Below are 13,329 nucleotides of genomic sequence, written 5' to 3'. Positions count from 1 at the left end.
GTCCCCACCCATAACCACACCAACGACCAACCTGGCCAACAGTCACGGTAGGCACCGTTGCAGTACTAAGTCCGAGCAGGTCGCTACCGAAGAGTCGGTAGCGAACCAGGTCGATCGACCGCCGGTGCTCGCGCACGGCATACACGTCGTAGCGGGTGAAGTCACCGGCAATGCAGATCAGACGCGGACCGCTCCACAGGACCTGGGACGCGGCCGTCACCCCGAGCCGGTCGCAGACCAGGTGCTCGAACTCGGCACGGTGGTCCATCAACCAGGCCAGGTAGAACAGGCCCTGATTGATGACACCCGCGTCGACACCGCGCTTGTACTCCACGATGACCGGGGATCCGTTCTCGTCCAGTCCCAACGAGTCGATCCGGCCCCCGTGGACCGACCCGGTGCCGTACTCGCTCGCCAGGAACCGCACCCCCAGAAGCGTCTCCATGTTCGCCTCGACCAGAACCTGCACATCGGCCTCGACTTCGGCAAGACGCGACATGACCTCGGTCACGCCGTCTTTCGCCGTGTGGAACAACTTCAGGCTCGACACCTTCCCCTCCTCGACTCGAAAATGGAGAACACCATATAGGAGCGGGATTGTTTCAGGGCGGACTACCAATTACGTGAGGGGAGTGTGTAAATGCCTCCTCTTGGAGACACGGCCCTATCAAGGCGGCCTGAGGCTGTCCAGTCGCCGGGGGACTGGCCGTCGCTCCGGAACGGCCAGGCCAGGCACATGCCTTGTCTCGGGTGTTGTAGAAGTCGGTGATCCAGGTCGCGATCCTGATCCGGGCCGCGGCGCGGGTGGCGAAGGTGTGGCGGTGGACGTACTCGACCTTCAGCACGCTGTTGAACGCTTCACTGACGGCGTTGTCGAAACAAGATCCGACCCGGCCCATGGACTGGAAAACACCCAGCCTGCGGCAGGCCCTGCGGAACCTCCGTGTGGTGTACTCGCTCCCGCCGAATGACCGCCGGAGGCGACCTGATAGTCCACCGGGTTGGGCCCGCACGCCTGCACACGGACACGGACCTGTCCCGGGCCGGGTTCGGGGACCGCAAGGTCGGCCGAGCGGAGGGTGTCAGGTTTGCCGGGGCGGTCCAGGACCAGGGCAGGCATGGTGAACGCCTTTCTCCTGCGGCCGTCAGCCGGTGAAGGCCTGGTCGCTGTCGCGGTGGGCGCCCCAGCCGTGCCAGCGTTCGACTTCGATCCAGGCGCTGACCCGGGTCCGGACGCGGTCCGGGTAGGGCTTGCCGGTGTAGTGGCCGGCGATGCGGTCGATGTCGGCCAGGCCCTCGTCCTCGCGCAGCTCGACGACCCGGCCGATGAGGGTGACGTGGGTGTACCAGTCGTCGCCGTCGAGGACGGTCAGGGTGACACGCGGGTCATGACGAAGGTGCTTCAGCCGGACCCTGCCCTCGTCGAGGCTGAGCAGCACCCGGCCGTCCTGCCACATGTACCAGGTGGGGGTGGAGACGGGCGTGCCGTCGGAGCGCAGGGTGGCCATCACGGCGGGGTTGGGGCGGCGCAGCAGTTCCTGCGCCTCTGTGGGCAGGGGCGGCTTGGACATGTCGGCTCCTTCTCGGACTCAGTGCTGTTCGTCGAAGCTGGCGAAGTACGCGGCGGCCATGTCCTCGTCTGCGTGGCCCTGCGCGGCGGCGCGTTCCAGGCGGGCGGCGCTCGCGGCGGCCACGTCCAGACGCACCCCGTTCCGCGCGCCGGCCTCGACGATGAGGCGGGCGTCCTTGGCGGCCGTCGCCACGGCGAACTGGGCGGGAGAGAGCCGGTCGTTCAGGATCAGTGCGGACTTGGCCCGCAGGTAGCCCATGTCCAGTGGACCGCCCGCGATGGCGTCGAAGAAGCTGTGCGGATCGGCGTCGAGGGCCTTCGACAGTGCCAGGACCTCGCCCAGCGCGTTGGTGGTGGCGATGACCCAGCTGTTGGCGACCAGCTTCAGTCGCGTCGCGCTGCCCGCCGCGCCGTCCTCGCCGGTCCACACCGTACGGGCACCGACCGCGTCGAGGACCGGCGTGACCCGCTCGCGGCTCGCCACCGGCCCCGCAGCCAGGACCAGGAGCTGGCCGGCCTCGGCGGGCTGCCGGGTGCCCAGCACCGGGGCGTCGTAGAAGACGAGGCCGTGTTCGTCGGCCAAGGCGGCCAGGTCGGCGATCGCCTCTGTTCCGGCGGTGGTCGACTGCACCCAGGCGGTGCCCGGACGCAGACCGGAGGCGGCCTGACACATCACGTCCAGGGTGGCGGGCCCGTCGTGGAGCATGGTCAGGACCACATCGGCGTCCTGGACCGCCTCGGCGGGAGTGTCGGCGACGGTGATGCCGTCGGCGGCGAGGGGTTCGGCCTTGGCTCGGCTGCGGTTCCAGGCGCGGACCGTGTGTCCGGCGCGGGCGAGGTTGCGGGCCATCGCGGCGCCCATGATGCCGGTGCCCAGGACGCTCACGGTGAGCTTGTCCGTCATGACGTCAACTTCCCTGTACGAATGCTGCGGCGGAGAAACGGTGCCGGGTACGCCCCGAAGGCGGGGGCGTACCCGGAGTGCGGTTACTTGGCGGCCGCGGAGACGAGTCCGTCGAGCCAGGCCTGGTGGCCGTTGAGCATCGGGTTCGGGCGCTCGTTCGCCAGGGCCGCGGCCGGTTCGCCGATCTGGGTCTCCTGGGTGAGGATCCGTACCCGGCCGCCGGGCAGGTCCTCCACCAGCCAGGCGTGCAGCACGTCCAGCCGCTCCTCGGGCTTGCCGTCCTGCTTCGCCGTCCAGGACAGCCGGCCCGGGACACCGTCCGCCGGGGCCTGGAACTCGACGACATGGGCGTCCAGGGGCGGGAAGCCGAAAGTACCGAAGCTGAAGACCTGGTCGTCCGTCAGCTGCGGGCCGCCGCCCTGGGGGAAGGAGATGTCGGCGACATTGTTGTAGTAGCCCTCCCACTCGGAGGTGTCGACCAGGAAGTGCCAGACCCGGGCGGCCGTGAGGCCCTGGACGATCACCTCGTTGGAGACGAAGTTGTCACCGGTGCCGGGGAGGTACTTCTCGGGCCAGTCGATCGCGTTCTGCGTGGTCATCGGGGTGCCTTTCGGGGGTTGTGCGGGTGGGGGCTCAGGCGAGCTTCTTGAGGAGTTCGGCGGCGAGCGGGCCGGCGGAGGCCGGGTTCTGGCCGGTGACGACGCCCCGGTCGACCACGACGTGCGGCGCCCACGGCTCGCCGACCTCGACCTTGAGGCCCGCCTCCGTCAGCCGGTCCTGCAGCAGCCACCGGGCGCCGTCGGCGCTGCCGGCCAGCCGCTCCTCGGCGTTGGTGAAGGCGGTGATCCGGTAGCCGGCGAACGCGTTGGTGCCGTCCTCCCTGACCGCGGCCAGCAGGGCGGCCGAGCCGTGGCACACGACCCCGACCGGCAGTCCGGAGTCGACCGCACGAGTGAGGAGCCGGCCGGAGTCGGCGTCGACGGCCAGGTCCTCCATCGGGCCGTGCCCGCCGGGGACGTACACCGCGTCGAAGGCGTCCAGCGTCACGTCGGTCAGGGCGACGGGGTTGCGGAACTCCGCGGCGCCGTCCACCACGGCCTTGATCTTCGCGGCCGCTTCGGCTCCGCCGTTGGCCTCCGGGGCCAGGCTGGCGGGGTCGACGGGCGACGCCACACCGCCTGGGGTGGCGACAGTGATCTCGTGTCCGGCGGCCTTGAACGCCTCGTACGGCACGACCGCCTCGTCCGCCCAGAAACCCGTGCGGTGCTTGCTGCCGTCCGCCAGCGTCCACTGGTCGGCGCCGGTCATCACAAAAAGGATCTTCGCCATCTGCCTCTCCCCTGTCCCTGCTGCATCGTCGTCACTCGGGCGGGTAGCCGCCACTCGGTGACGGATCTCAGGCTAGGACGGGAAGCCATCTGCCTGCCAATAGGGATGTCGATTTCCGCCATCGGAATGCCGATGACACGAACGGCTAGGCTGGACGCCATGAAGAACCAGGCGCACACCACGGCCACGCCCCGAGGGACCGAGGGCAAGCAGCTCCCGCAGCACGCGGACCTCAACCTGCTGCGGACCTTCCTTGCCGTGTACCGCGCGGGGTCCTTCACGGCGGCGGCACCACTGCTCGGCCTGTCCCAGCCGACCGTGACCGCGCAGATCCGCACCCTGGAGCAGCAGACCGGCCGCGAGCTGTTCACCCGGCTGCCCCGAGGCGTGGAACCCACGCCGTACGCCCACGAGATGGCCGGACAGATCGCCGCCCCGCTCGACGCGCTGAGCGACCTGGAGGAGTCCGACGCGCTCGCCGCGCCAGTGCACCTGGCCGGTCCCTCGGAGCTGCTGTGCGTACGGGTCCTTCCCGCGCTCGTCCCGCTCGTCGCCGACGGCGTCCAGCTCCGGGTCACCCAGGGACTGCCCGAACCGCTCCTTGAGGAGATGCGGCAAGGCCGCCACGACCTGGTCATCGCCACCCGGCGGCCCCGCGGCCGGGCGCTGGAGTCGGTACCCCTCGCCGACGAGGAGTACCTCCTGGTCGCGAGCCCGGCCTGGGCCGAACGCCTCGCCGGACACCCGGAGGCTAACGATCCGGGCGCCACCCTGCGCGAGGTGCCCATGGTGACCTACGCGGAGGACCTGCCGATCGTCCGCCGCTACTGGCGCACCGTGTTCGGCAGGCAGCTCACCGCCCGTGCCGCCGTCACCGTGCCCAACCTGTACGCGGTGCTCTCCGCGGTCAACGCGGGCGCCGGCTTCAGCGTGCTGCCCCGTTCACTGTGCCAGGAGTACCTCGACTCCGGCCGGCTCGTCCTCCTCCACACCCCGCAGGAGCCACCGCTCAACACCCTGTTCCTCGTCCAGCGCCCCGGCGCCGAGGCCAACCCCGACGTGATCCGGGTACGCGACACCCTCCAGCGCGCCGCCCGCTCCTGGTAGCCGCACTCGCCGCCCCAGCCCCGGGTCGGCCGCACCAGCGCGGTCCCCCGGCACGGCCAAGAGATCCGGGCCCCTTCATCCGCCCGCTGTGCTCACGGAGGGCTCGTGCGGTGCGGGAAGGTGGCGCAGTACCGTGCGGCGTTCCGGGATCGGACGGACGGCGCCGTGTCCCGTGGTGGTGAGAGCCGCGGCGACCGCCGCGTACCGTGCCGCCTCCACCGGTGTGTCCTCCGCCACGAGCCGGGCGGCGAACGCCCCGTCGAAGGCGTCGCCCGCACCGGACGCGTCCACGGCGGACACCGGGTGCGGCGGAACATGGGTCGTCTCGCCGTCCTCTGCCACCATGGCCCCTTCCTCTCCCAGCTTCAGCACCACCACCCGCGGGCCTCGGGCGGACAGTGCGCGCAGCACCGCCTGCGGTGACTGCTCGCCCGTGAGCATCCTGCCTTCGTCGAGGTTGGGAAGCGCGATGTCGCACAGTTCCAGGCTCCGCAGGATCACGGCTCTGGCCCGTTCCTGCGACCACAGCGCGGGCCGGTGATTGGGGTCGTAGGTGACCAACGTGCCGTGGGCGCGGGCCACCGCCATCGCGTGGAAGGCCGCGTCGCACGCCGAGGTGCTGATGGCCTGGGTGATGCCGGTGACATGCAGCAACCGCGCCTCGGCCACGGCCTGTTCGGGAACGTCGGCGGGGGCCAGCCGGCTCGCCGGGGAGTCCGCCCGGTAGTAGGTGAAGCCGTGTCCGGCGGGACCGCGGGCGATGAAGTAGATCCCCGTCCGGCCGCCCGCCTCGCGCGTGACGTGCGCGGTGTCGACGCCTTCGCGCTCCCACAGCCGGGTGAGCACGGTACCGAAGGCGTCGTCGCCGACCCGGGTGACGTATCCGGTACGGGCACCGGAACGGGCCGCCGCGACGAGGAAGTTGGACGTGTCACCGCCGTAGCCGACCGCGAAGGACTCGGCGTCCTCCAGTGCCCCGTCGGCGTCGGAGTTGAACTCCAGCATCGGCTCACCGACGGCGAGGATCTCCACCGGGGTGGGTGTGTGGGTCATGACCTCGGATCCGCTTCGGCGTTGTCCAGAGCGCGTCCTGGTCGCGCGGACTCTTCTCGGTCGGAACGCGGGTCGGTGGCGTCGTACGCCTCCCGGACCCGTCGGTCGCTGACGCGCAGGGCCAGGACTGCCGCACCCAGGCACAGGGCGGCCAGGGTGATGAAGGCGATGCGGTCGGCGAAGGCGGTGCCGGTGACGGCCGTGGGGACGAGGGACGCCGTCAGGGTTCCGGCCAGGGCCACCCCGAACGCGCCCGCGGTCTGCCGCTGCATGTTGAGGAGGGTGGTGGCGTCGGCCGTGCGTACCGGTGGGATGGTGACGAAGGCGGCGTTCTGGGCGCTGGCGAAGAGCATGCCGACCGAGGTGCCGAGGAGGTACATCGACGGGTACAGGGCAAGCGGATGCGGAGAGACCGTGAGGACCGCCAGGAGGACGATGACCAGGGCGGCGCCCGTACCGCCCGCGACCATCAGGCGGCTTGGCCGGACTCGTTCGTGGAGGCGGGGCACGACCTGGGAGGCGGTCAGCATGCCGAGCGCCTCCGGGAACGTGGCCAGGCCCGAGTGGAGCGCGTCGTAGCCCAGGTCGGTCTGGAGGAACTGGGGATACAGGTACAGCACGCCCATGAACGCCGCCCCCGTCGGCAGCAGGACCAACTGGGTCGTGCGGAACAGCTGGTCCTCGGCCACCCGCAGGTCGATCATCGGGTGGGCGGTCCGCAGCTCCCACGGAACGAGCGCGACGAGGAACACCGCGCCGCCCACCAGCGGAACCAGCGTGCCGGTGCTTCCCCAGCCCCGCTCCGGGGCGCCGGTGAGGGCATACAGGACCGCAGCGAGGCCGCCGCCCGCGAGGACGAAGCCGGGCACGTCGAAACGGGGTGCGCCCCGGCCGGGGAAGTCGGGCAGGACAGCCGCCCCGAAGAGCAGGGCGAGGACTCCGACGGGCAGGTTGACGAGGAACACCCAGTGCCAGGAGGCGGTGTCCACCAGCCAGCCGCCCAGGACCGGCCCGAGGGCCGGGGCGACCGCGGTCGGCAGCATGACGTACTGCTGCGCGCGCAGCCGCTCGGACACGGGGAACGCGCGTAGCATCATGGTCATCCCGACGGGGGCGAGCAGCCCGCCGCCGACGCCCTGCAGCACGCGGTACCCGGTGAGTGCTGCGAGCGAGCCGGCGGTGGCGCACAGCGCGGAGGCCACGGTGAACAGCATCAGGGCGCTCAGGGCGGTGCGCCGCGTGCCGAAGCGGTTGCCCAACCAGCCGGAGACGGGGATGAAGACCGCGAGGGCCACCAGGTAGCCGATGTTGACCGAGCTCAGACCGGAGGTGTCCACCTCGAAATCGCGGCCGATGGCCGGAAGAGCCACGTTGACGATCGTGGTGTCCATGATGGCCATGAAGTTCGCGGCGACGAACACACCGCAGACGGCGACCTTCGCGGAGACGCGGTGACCGAAGCGCGGCCCGGTCGGCTGCCCGGAGCTCACCGGCCGTGGCGGAGCCAGTGGACCTGCTCCTCGGTCAGGGTGAGGCGGCGCGCCTGCAGCGAGTTGTCGATCTGGGCGGTCGTCCGCGCGCCGATGGACGGCCACACGCCGGGATGGTGGAGAGTCCAGGCCAGGGCGACGGTCTCGGGCCGGGAGTCGAGCTGTTCGGCGAGTTCCCGGCAGCGCAGCCGTCGGGCGCGGTTGTCCTCGGTGTCATAGGGATCGGGTCTGCCGTTGTGCTCCTTCGGTGTGGTGCGCGCGAAGTAGCCGCGGGCCTGCGAGGACCAGCCGAGCAGCGGCAGGCGGTGGGTGCGTACGACATCGAGGACGGCGTTGTCGGCGTGCAGGCTGCCTTCCAGCAGGGCCGGATCGGGTTCGGCGAGGCTGAACTGGTAGCTGGCGACGGGCGTGTGGCCCCGGTCCACGAGTGCGGCGGCGAGCTCCGACAGGCGTTCCGCCCGCCAGTTGGAGACGCCGACGCGGCGCACGTGTCCGGCGTCGACGAGGCCCACGAGGGTGTCCGCGAGCTCGGCCACGGACCGGGTGGGGTCGTCGCAGTGGTAGAGGAGGACGTCGATGACCTCGACGTCGAGGTTGTCCAGCGCGGAACGTACGTGCGCGAACACGGTGTCCCGGTCCAGCGGGATGTCGCCGCCGGTCGTGTCGTGGCCGACCTTGGTCGCCACGCCGAGCGTCCCGGGGTTGGCACGCAGCCACTGACCGACCGCCGCCTCGGCCCGGCCGCCGGCGTAGCTGTGGGAGGTCTCGACGAGCAGTCCGCCGGCGTCGGCGAAGTGGGCGAGGCGCTCGGCGGTGGTCTCGGCGGGCTCCGCTCCGAACGGGCCGCCGAGGACGAAGCGGTGCGCGGCGCTCTCCATGCCGTCCTCGTCGAGGAGTCCGTCGAGCAACTGCAGCGGGGAACGTGGCATCAGGCGTCGCCTCCGGAGACCCGCCGGAATCCGTCGACGTCGGCGAAGGGCCGGGGCAGGTGCGGGCGCAGCGGGATCTGGAAGGTATTGAGCATCATCGCCGACATGCTGAAGCTGCCGATGCAGCCGATCAGGTCCAGCACACCGTCCTCACCGAACAGTTCGATGGCCTCGGCGTAGGTGACGTCCGTGACGAAGTGGTCGTACAGCATCTCGTGGGCGAAGGCGTGGAAGACCCGCTCGTCCTCCGCCTTGAAGCCGGGGTCCTCGCCGCGGGCGAGGCGGTCGAGGCACTCGGCCGGAATGCCTTCCTCGACGGCCTGCTGGATGTGGGCGTTCCAGGCGGCCTGGCTGTCGAAGTGGCGGCCGGCGATCAGCACGCTCAGCTCACGCAGCTTCTGCGGGAACCGGGACTCGTTGCGGCAGTACCGGCCGAGGTTCTCCACCCAGTGGGCGAGTTCCATGTTGCGCGCCCAGACGAGGAAGGGCGGGGGTGGTTCGACGCCGGGGCCGACGATGGTGTCGAGCAGGTCGGTCTGCTCGGGGGTGAGGCTGGTCAGCGGGGTCAGTCGCATGGTCGCGCTGCCTTTCGAGGAGATGGGGTCACCGAGTCGATGTCTGTGCCCGCTGGCGACGACGGTGAATGTCCCGTCAAAGAGGCCAGCGCCCCGGGACAGGGCCGTCCAGGACCACGGCGCGCGCCGGACGGGCGTGTGGTCCCGCGGCCGGGACGGGTGTTCGGGGAGGCGCCCCGGGGCGCGGGCGGCCGCACCGGTGGGCCGAGGGCGAGGGCCGGTCGGGAACCGGTGAGAAAAAAAGGGGGCACGGTGGTGACTCGGGTGCGAGGAACACCCCGGACGGGATGCTCAACCCGCTGGAGCAAGGTGGGCGCAGGCCGTCAGGCGGTGCGCCACCACGCGTAGTACTTGTCGCCGTAGCCGTCCATGATGTCCGCGTACTCGTGGTCCGCGTCCGGGAACTCGAAGAAGTCGTGCGGCACTCCGAGGTCGGTGAAGCGGATGTCCAGGTCCCGGATGGTGGGGGCGAGGCGGGTGTCGAGCCGGCCGGACAGCAGCCGGACCTGGCTGGTGCGGCGCAGTTCCGGGGCGTTGGCCAGGACCAGGCTCCAGGGGTGGCAGAGGTCGTAGTACTCCTGGTCGCCGAAGTAGGTGTTGTTCACCCGGTCCTCCGGCTCGTCCTTGAGGAAGCGCAGGATCGCGGGGGCGACCGCGGACACCTTGCCGAAGATCTTCGGGTACTTCAGGCCGAGGTGCAGGGCGCCGAAGCCGCCCATGGAGAAGCCCTCGACGGTGCGGGCGGCGGCTTCCGGAATCGTCCGGTAGGTGTCGTCCATGTGCCGGACCAGGTCGAAGGCGGTGATCTGGGCGAGCGGGCGGGCGCCGTCCTTGGAGTCGACGTACCAGCCGATCGGCAGGATCTGCGGTACGACCACGATCGCCGGGGGCATGACCTCGCCCCGGACCGCCTTGTCGATCCGCGCAACCATTTCGGAACCCTGGCGGGCGTTGCCGAAACCGCCGTGCAGCCAGTAGATGACAGGGAACCGTCGTTCGGGCTCGGTCGCGTACTGCGGCGGGAGATAGAGCTGGTAGCTGCCCTGGGCGTCCGCGCTGCCGCGCGAGGGCTGCGGGTAGAGACCGAAGGTGGTGAGTTCCTGGTCCTCCTGGACCTCGTCGACCCACTGTTGTTCGATCTCTGCCATCTGCTCGGGGGTGGTGCGTACCTTGTGGACCTTCTCGGGCACGGGGCTTGTCCTCTCGGGGATGGTCGTGGTGCGGTACCGGGACCTCCGTGGTGGATGCGGCAGCCCTCCGACCCACCAACCCGGCGTTCCATTACGTGAAATGCTGTACTCTCTTGTGGAACGCTCATCAGTGAAACCGTGCGACGGGAGCCTGTCAATGGCCGGGATCGAAACTTCCGAGGACTCACAGACGACAGGACGCGGAGGACGCAGCTCGCTAGCGGGCAACGCCACCGACAAGGCGCTCAACCTGCTGGAGGCCGCCTCGGCCCCCGGCTACCCGCACCGTCTGGGCGACATCGCCACGGCCGCCGGGGTACCCAAGGCCAGCGCACACCGCATCGTGAACTACCTGGTGACGGCCGGCTTCCTGGCCTCGGACGGCTCCGGCGGCTACGGCCCCGGCCCGCGGATCCGCGCTCTCGCGGCCCGGATCACCCAGGGCTGCGAGGAGGACCAGGTGATGCGGGCCGAACTCGAAGTGCTCGGCCGGCGCATCGGCCACACCGTGCACATGGGCGTACGCACCGGCGACGCGGTGACCCTGCTGGTCAAGGTGTCCGGACCGAACGCCGTGCAGGACTCCTCCCGGGTCGGCCAGCAGCTCGCGCTGCACACCACCGCCATCGGCAAGTGCGTCCTCGCCGGTCTGGCGGACGGGGAACTCACCGCGCTGGTGGCCAGACTGGGCCTGCCACCGCGAACGGAGAACTCCCTGACCGACCTCGCCGAACTGCGCGCGGAACTCGCCAAGGTGCGCGCACGGGGTTTCGCCCTGGACGACGAGGAGAACGAACCCGGCGTACGCTGCCTGGCCGTACCGGTCCGCAACGCCAAGGGCACGGTCGTCGGCGCGGTCAACGTCTCGACGATCGCGTTCCTGGAGTCGCGGGAGGCCCTGGTGGGCTGGGCCGACACCGTACGCACGACGGCGGAGGCGCTGCACGGCCTGCTGGGCTGACGCCTGCCCGCAGAGGCCATTGCCTGTACAACAAGGTCCGGCCTGTACACCAGTCCATGATCCGCACGCTTATCTTGCGCGTCCGGCACCCATTTCCCCTTGCACGGATGCTGGACAGCAGGGCCGCGTTTCATCAGGGTTACACCACCGGGCCGATCGTGTCTCGTCCGCACCGCGGCCGAACGACACCCAGGCCCCGGTTCACCGGCCAGCCCCCGGTGGACCGGCACCACCTCAGTACCTGAGCCTGATCCTCGCGAGCAGCGGGAGCACCTCCGGTTCGTCGCCGCTCATCACTGAGGACCGCCGGTTTCGCACGGCCCGCTCCGGCCGGCACCGCACGGCGGTCCCCCGCGACGCACCCGAACCTCCGCACCTCCCGGCCCTCCGCCGGCCGACTCGCACCCTCCGTGAACATGCGCAGGTGGCCCCTCCTCCCGGGCGCCGCCCGGGCCCCGCGACCCCCTCGTCCGCGCCCGGCACGTGCAGATGTTCCTCATCACACCCAGCTGCCCGCCTTCCGGCCCCTGTTGCCCTGGCGGACCTCCCGTGCCGCAAGGAGAAGTACATGCACTCCCTCGACCGCACCTCCCGCGGGCTCGCCCCCAGAACCGTCCGGACCGCTCGCACCGGCCTCGTCGCCGCGTGCGCCGCGCTCTCCCTGACCCTGACCGCCTGCGGCGGCGGCAAGAACACGGCCACCGGCGCCCAGGACACCGGCAAGTCCGTCGCCGGGGACACGCTGACCGTCGCCGAGCAGCAGGCCCCGACCGCCCTCAACCCGGGCACCGCCGACCTCGGCTCCGTCGACTTCACGATGCTGTCGTACGAGTCCCTGTTCTACCTCTCCCCCGAGGGCACCGTGCAGCCGGCGCTGGCGAAGTCCTGGAAGTACGTGGGCTCCGGCAACACCGAGCTCTCGGTCACCCTGCGCCCTGGCGTGAAGTTCGCCGACGGCGAGGCGGTCACCGCCGACGCGGTCAAGGCCTCCCTGGAGTACGCGAAGAAGGCCCAGGGCAACCAGGCGCACTACCTGACGGACGCCACCATCACCGCCACCGGTCCGCTCGCCCTGACCATCAAGCTGGCCAAGGCCAACCCGATCCTGCCCACCCTGCTGACCCAGTCGTACGGCATCGGCCAGATCATCAGCCCCAAGGGCCTGGCGAGCACGTCGAGCCTGACGCCGACCAAGACCAGCCAGGGCGCGGGTCCCTACATCTACCAGCCGTCCGACAGCGTGGCCGGCGACCATTACACGTACACCGCCAACCCCGGCTACTACGACAAGTCCAAGCAGCACTACAAGAAGATCGTGATCCGGATCGTGCAGAACGGCCAGACCGCGGTCAACGCCATGAAGACCGGCCAGATCGACGTCTACAAGGGCGACTACACCTCCGCCGCCTCCGCCAAGGCCGCCGGCATGTCCACCGTCGGCCTCCCGGTCATCCTCCAGGGGCTGAGCCTGATCGACCGCGCGGGCGAGGTCTCCAAGCCGCTCGGCGACGTCCGGGTCCGCCAGGCCATCAACTACGCCATCGACCGCGACGCGGTCACCAAGGCCCTGCTCGGCTCGGCCGGGACACCGACCGTGCAGACCGTCATCAAGGGCGGCGACGGCTACTCCGCCGACCTGGCGAAGGAATACCCCTACGACCCGGCCAAGGCCAAGCAGCTGCTCAAGCAGGCCGGCTACGCGGACGGCTTCACCCTGCCCGTCCTGGCCGCCACCTTCGTCGGCTTCGACACCATGGCCGAGGCGATCGCCGGTCAGCTCTCCAAGGTCGGCATCAAGGTGAAGGTCACCGCGGTCACCAGCATCACCACCTTCGTCGAGGACCAGACCAACCACAAGTACCCGGCCGTCTCCGGCGGGTTCACCGAGGAGCCGATGTACCTGGAGGGCCTGGACCTCTTCATGCCCGGCTCGAAGGTCTTCAACGGCTTCGGCAGCACCGCTCCCGAACTGACCGAACTGTTCAACAAGGCGGCCGCCGCCGAGCCCGCCGAGCGCGCGAAGCTCGACCAGCAGATGCAGGAGTACCTGGTGAAGAACGCCTGGTACGCCCCGGTCGCCTTCACCCCGGTCAACTACTACGTCCGGCCCGGCATCGGCGGAGTGAAGGTCAGCGCGGGCGCTCCCTTCGTGAGCCCCCTGGCCGTCTACGCCACCAAGTAAGAACTCCGGGCGGCCCCCGACCTGACCACGGGGGCCGCC

General features: G+C 70.4%; 14 protein-coding genes. 3 read left to right on the top strand and 11 right to left on the bottom strand.

Annotated features, from left to right (window positions below; translation table 11 throughout):
• The 6 genes from IEZ11_RS25290 to IEZ11_RS25265 form a co-directional block, all read right to left on the bottom strand.
• A partial coding sequence (locus IEZ11_RS25290) for a PDDEXK family nuclease (protein ID WP_505996365.1) occupies positions 1–550 on the bottom strand: 550 nt, incomplete at its 3' end.
• Positions 551–602: 52 nt separating this feature from the next.
• Entirely contained in the window at positions 603–1,013 is a 411-nt protein-coding gene (locus tag IEZ11_RS52515) for an integrase core domain-containing protein (protein ID WP_373294965.1), read from the bottom strand.
• Positions 1,014–1,145: 132 nt separating this feature from the next.
• Positions 1,146–1,571 (bottom strand): PPOX class F420-dependent oxidoreductase, encoded by a 426-nt coding sequence (locus IEZ11_RS25280; protein WP_189265142.1) that lies wholly within the window; start codon positions 1,569–1,571, stop codon positions 1,146–1,148.
• Between the two features lie 18 nt (positions 1,572–1,589).
• Positions 1,590–2,474: an NAD(P)-dependent oxidoreductase gene (locus IEZ11_RS25275; protein ID WP_189265141.1), complete on the bottom strand. Its 885-nt coding sequence runs from the start codon at positions 2,472–2,474 to the stop codon at positions 1,590–1,592.
• Positions 2,475–2,557: 83 nt separating this feature from the next.
• A complete protein-coding gene (locus tag IEZ11_RS25270; protein WP_189265140.1) occupies positions 2,558–3,073 on the bottom strand; it encodes an SRPBCC family protein in 516 nt (171 codons plus the stop codon).
• A 34-nt stretch (positions 3,074–3,107) separates the two neighbouring features.
• Complete coding sequence (locus IEZ11_RS25265; protein WP_189265139.1) at positions 3,108–3,803, bottom strand: type 1 glutamine amidotransferase domain-containing protein; 696 nt, start codon at positions 3,801–3,803, stop codon at positions 3,108–3,110.
• Between the two features lie 159 nt (positions 3,804–3,962).
• On the opposite strand from IEZ11_RS25265, the gene IEZ11_RS25260 reads away from it, so the two are divergent.
• Positions 3,963–4,910: a LysR family transcriptional regulator gene (locus IEZ11_RS25260; protein ID WP_189265138.1), complete on the top strand. Its 948-nt coding sequence runs from the start codon at positions 3,963–3,965 to the stop codon at positions 4,908–4,910.
• Between the two features lie 75 nt (positions 4,911–4,985).
• Here IEZ11_RS25260 and IEZ11_RS25255 read toward each other — a convergent pair whose 3' ends face one another.
• The 5 genes from IEZ11_RS25255 to IEZ11_RS25235 all read right to left on the bottom strand — a co-directional run bounded on the left by IEZ11_RS25255 (position 4,986) and on the right by IEZ11_RS25235 (position 10,147).
• On the bottom strand, positions 4,986–5,963 hold the full coding sequence (locus IEZ11_RS25255; RefSeq protein ID WP_189265137.1) for a sugar kinase: 978 nt from the start codon (positions 5,961–5,963) through the stop codon (positions 4,986–4,988).
• Positions 5,960–7,453: an MDR family MFS transporter gene (locus IEZ11_RS25250; RefSeq protein WP_229713342.1), complete on the bottom strand. Its 1,494-nt coding sequence runs from the start codon at positions 7,451–7,453 to the stop codon at positions 5,960–5,962. The genes IEZ11_RS25255 and IEZ11_RS25250 overlap by 4 nt, the downstream gene beginning before the upstream one ends.
• Positions 7,450–8,382: an aldo/keto reductase gene (locus IEZ11_RS25245; RefSeq protein WP_189265136.1), complete on the bottom strand. Its 933-nt coding sequence runs from the start codon at positions 8,380–8,382 to the stop codon at positions 7,450–7,452. The genes IEZ11_RS25250 and IEZ11_RS25245 overlap by 4 nt, the downstream gene beginning before the upstream one ends.
• Positions 8,382–8,957 carry a carboxymuconolactone decarboxylase family protein gene (locus tag IEZ11_RS25240; protein WP_189265135.1) on the bottom strand — a complete coding sequence of 192 codons (576 nt, stop codon included), beginning with the start codon at positions 8,955–8,957 and terminating at the stop codon, positions 8,382–8,384. The genes IEZ11_RS25245 and IEZ11_RS25240 overlap by 1 nt, the downstream gene beginning before the upstream one ends.
• Positions 8,958–9,280: 323 nt before the next feature.
• Positions 9,281–10,147 (bottom strand): alpha/beta hydrolase, encoded by an 867-nt coding sequence (locus IEZ11_RS25235; protein ID WP_189265134.1) that lies wholly within the window; start codon positions 10,145–10,147, stop codon positions 9,281–9,283.
• Positions 10,148–10,304: 157 nt separating this feature from the next.
• Between IEZ11_RS25235 and IEZ11_RS25230 the strand changes: the two genes are divergently transcribed.
• Both IEZ11_RS25230 and IEZ11_RS25225 read left to right on the top strand, forming a co-directional pair.
• On the top strand, positions 10,305–11,108 hold the full coding sequence (locus IEZ11_RS25230) for an IclR family transcriptional regulator (RefSeq protein WP_189265133.1): 804 nt from the start codon (positions 10,305–10,307) through the stop codon (positions 11,106–11,108).
• A gap of 568 nt (positions 11,109–11,676) precedes the next feature.
• Positions 11,677–13,290, top strand: coding sequence for an ABC transporter substrate-binding protein (locus IEZ11_RS25225; RefSeq protein ID WP_189265132.1), 1,614 nt, complete (start codon positions 11,677–11,679; stop codon positions 13,288–13,290).
• The last annotated feature ends 39 nt before the right edge of the window (positions 13,291–13,329 follow it).

This window comes from Streptomyces fuscichromogenes, from assembly GCF_014645815.1.
Classification (GTDB): domain Bacteria; phylum Actinomycetota; class Actinomycetes; order Streptomycetales; family Streptomycetaceae; genus Streptomyces; species Streptomyces fuscichromogenes.
Note: the sequence above shows the minus strand (reverse complement) of the source record. Positions and strands in the feature narration are given on the sequence as shown.

Excerpts from the sequence above, each read along its gene's own strand:
- IEZ11_RS25270 (WP_189265140.1), bottom strand. The coding sequence starts at position 3,073 with ATGACCACGCAGAACGCGATCGACTGGCCCGAGAAGTACCTCCCCGGC.
- IEZ11_RS25230 (WP_189265133.1), top strand. The coding sequence starts at position 10,305 with ATGGCCGGGATCGAAACTTCCGAGGACTCACAGACGACAGGACGCGGA.
- IEZ11_RS25255 (WP_189265137.1), bottom strand. The coding sequence starts at position 5,963 with ATGACCCACACACCCACCCCGGTGGAGATCCTCGCCGTCGGTGAGCCG.
- IEZ11_RS25240 (WP_189265135.1), bottom strand. The coding sequence starts at position 8,957 with ATGCGACTGACCCCGCTGACCAGCCTCACCCCCGAGCAGACCGACCTG.
- IEZ11_RS25265 (WP_189265139.1), bottom strand. The coding sequence starts at position 3,803 with ATGGCGAAGATCCTTTTTGTGATGACCGGCGCCGACCAGTGGACGCTG.
- IEZ11_RS25275 (WP_189265141.1), bottom strand. The coding sequence starts at position 2,474 with ATGACGGACAAGCTCACCGTGAGCGTCCTGGGCACCGGCATCATGGGC.
- IEZ11_RS25260 (WP_189265138.1), top strand. The coding sequence starts at position 3,963 with ATGAAGAACCAGGCGCACACCACGGCCACGCCCCGAGGGACCGAGGGC.
- IEZ11_RS25280 (WP_189265142.1), bottom strand. The coding sequence starts at position 1,571 with ATGTCCAAGCCGCCCCTGCCCACAGAGGCGCAGGAACTGCTGCGCCGC.
- IEZ11_RS25245 (WP_189265136.1), bottom strand. The coding sequence starts at position 8,382 with ATGCCACGTTCCCCGCTGCAGTTGCTCGACGGACTCCTCGACGAGGAC.
- IEZ11_RS25225 (WP_189265132.1), top strand. The coding sequence starts at position 11,677 with ATGCACTCCCTCGACCGCACCTCCCGCGGGCTCGCCCCCAGAACCGTC.